Source organism: Paratractidigestivibacter sp. (genome assembly GCF_052362415.1).
Lineage (GTDB): Bacteria > Actinomycetota > Coriobacteriia > Coriobacteriales > Atopobiaceae > Paratractidigestivibacter.
Genome location: NZ_DAWEMK010000094.1, coordinates 4620 through 7212 on the forward strand (window position 1 = coordinate 4620; position 2593 = coordinate 7212).

Below are 2593 nucleotides of genomic sequence, written 5' to 3' on the forward strand. Positions count from 1 at the left end.
CGGCTGCCTGCCCAGGGGCGTGGCCGCGCGTCGCGCGCGGTACCGCGAGTGCTTCTTGGCAAAGGATGCCGAGGCGCTCGCGCAAAGAAGGGCCGAGCTCCAGGCCGTCGTCGACGCCGGGCTCGGGGGAGGGCGTGGCTCCTACAACGCCGCCGTCAAGGAGCTCTACGGCGCCGGAAGCGCTTGGGGGCGGGCGATGTCGTGGCAGAGCGGCTCCTGGGAGGAGCTCGAGCGCCAGCAGCGCGTAAATGAGCGCGCCCGGCACCGCGTGGTGGGGCTCGTCATCGAGACCAGGCCGGACGCCGTCACGGCGCGCTCCCTACGCACGATCCGCCGGCTCGGCTGCACGAAGGTCCAGATGGGCGTGCAGAGCATCGACCAGCGCGTCCTCGACGTGAACGAGCGGCGCGTCGACGTCGCGCGCATGGAGGAGGCGTTTGCCTTATGCCGGCTGTTCGGCTTCAAGATCCACGCCCACTTCATGGTCAACCTCCTCGGCTCCACACCGGCTGCCGATAAAGCCGACTACCTGCGCTTCGTTGGTCCTGGGCCGTTCCAGCCCGATGAGGTCAAGCTCTACCCGTGCGCCCTCATCGAAGGGACCCGGCTCGTGGGCAGGCATAAGTCGGGGGAATGGGAGCCCTATACGGAGGAGGAGCTCCTCGACGTGCTCGCCTCAGACATCGTCGCCACGCCGGCGTTCTGCCGCGTGAGCCGCATGATCCGTGACTTCAGCTCGAAGGACATCGTGGCGGGAAACAAGAAGCCCAACCTGCGCCAGATGGTCGAGCGTCGGCTTTCCGAAACGGGGCAGGTGCGTGTGCGCGAGATCCGCTACCGCGAGATCGGCTCGGATGCCCCCGACCTCGCCGAGCTTGAGCTGGACGTCGTCTCATACACGACCCCGACCTCCGAGGAGCGTTTCCTCCAATGGGTCACGCCCGAGGGAAAGATCGCCGGTTTCCTGCGGCTTTCCCTGCCTGACCAGCGCTTTGTTGCCGAATGCATGAAACGCTACGGCGACGACGCCCCCGTCGGCCCGCGCGAGGCCATGATCCGCGAGGTCCACGTGTACGGCGTCGCCGCGCGCGTGGGGCAGGAGGGCGTCGCCGCCCAGCACCGCGGGCTTGGTCGCTCGCTCGTGGCGCGGGCCTGCGAGCTTGCCCGCGAGGCGGGCTTTGAGCGCATCAACGTGATCAGCGCCGTGGGGACCCGCGAGTACTACCGGTCCCTGGGCTTTGCCGACCACGGGCTCTACCAGCAGAAAGCCCTTTAGCGGGGCCTCGCCGCTCGGATGCCTAGCGCTTCTTGAGGGAGAAGATCGCGGCCGCGGCGCAGAAGGCCATGCATGCATAGCCGAGGATGAACATGAGCGCATACCCGCCTGCGGAGTCGCAGACGAAGCCCCAGAACACGGCCGCCACGGCGCTCATGAGGGACCCGACTATGCTCACGCGGGAGTAGATGTTCGTGTAGTCGGCGCTTCCGAACACGGTGCGGACGAGCAGCGGCGTCTGGACCGTGGTCATTGCGTAGACGACGCCAAAGAGGAAGGCGCCCGCGAGCAGCAGCGCGAGCGCGCCCGGCGCGAGCCACATGAGGGTCACGCCGACGACGCCCGAGCCGATTCCGAGCGCGATGCCGGCCTTCACGGACTTGTCGTTGACGACGCCGAGGATAATCTTGCCCACGGCCTGGCCCGCCATGGCGGCCGACGCCACAACTCCCGAGGCGGCCGCGACCTGCGGCAGGGTATCGGCGAAGGAGAGCGCATAGCTCGGCAGGAACTGGTAGATGGTCTGGTTGAGCGTGATGACGCCGCAGAACGCGGCGAGGGCGAAGAACGCGGGCATCCTCATGGCCTGCTCCGCCGCAATGCCGTCGGCGGCTCCCTGCTCGGTCCCTTCGTCCTTCGAGCCGTCCTCGTCCGAACCGAAGGGCGCAAGCCCCTTGTCCGCGGGGCCGTTCCTCACCACGAGCAGCGTGAAGGGCAGGGTGCCCACCAGTATGATCGCGCCGAACACGAGGTAAGCGGTGCGCCACCCCTCAGGGCCCGAGCTGATGAAGGCGGTCCCGATGGGGCTGAAGATCACCCCGCCGATACCCGTGAACGCCATGCAGAGCCCGACGAAGAAGCCCACGCGCTTGGCGCACCACGCGTTTATGAGCGTGGGCACCGCGAGGTAGATGAGCGGGGCCACGCCGAGGCCGATGAAGGCGCCGCACACGTAGAACTGCCACATTTCCTGGCACAGGCCCATGCAGGCGCAGCTGGCGCCGCACAAGGCGACCGCCGCGGAAAGCGCGACGCGCGCATCGAGCTTGGACAGCAGTTTTCCCCACACGGGCAGCGTGACCATCATGGCGACGTTCACGATCGAGAAGTACAGCGTGAAGGTGGCCTTGGGCACGCCGAAATATGCCGAGACCGGCGTAAAGAAGATGCCTGCGCAGCTGAGCACGAGCGCGCACGGCAGGCAGGTGATGGCGATGCAGGCGGCGACGATGGCGTAGGCGTAGTGGAAACCGCCGCTTTTGGTTTGGGTCAAAACGCACCTCTTTCTGGGTTCGGCGTCGAATCTAATGACGCATA

2 protein-coding genes are annotated in these 2593 nt (G+C 67.2%); one reads left to right on the plus strand and one right to left on the minus strand.

All coding sequences use genetic code 11. The features are described from left to right. A partial coding sequence (locus tag ACT84W_RS08580) for an elongator complex protein 3 (protein WP_444328907.1) occupies window positions 1–1276 on the plus strand: 1276 nt, incomplete at its 5' end. A 22-nt stretch (window positions 1277–1298) separates the two neighbouring features. Here the strand turns inward: ACT84W_RS08580 and ACT84W_RS08585 are convergent. Continuing rightward, window positions 1299–2549 (minus strand): MFS transporter, encoded by a 1251-nt coding sequence (locus ACT84W_RS08585; RefSeq protein ID WP_444328908.1) that lies wholly within the window; start codon window positions 2547–2549, stop codon window positions 1299–1301. Between the last annotated feature and the right edge of the window lie 44 nt (window positions 2550–2593).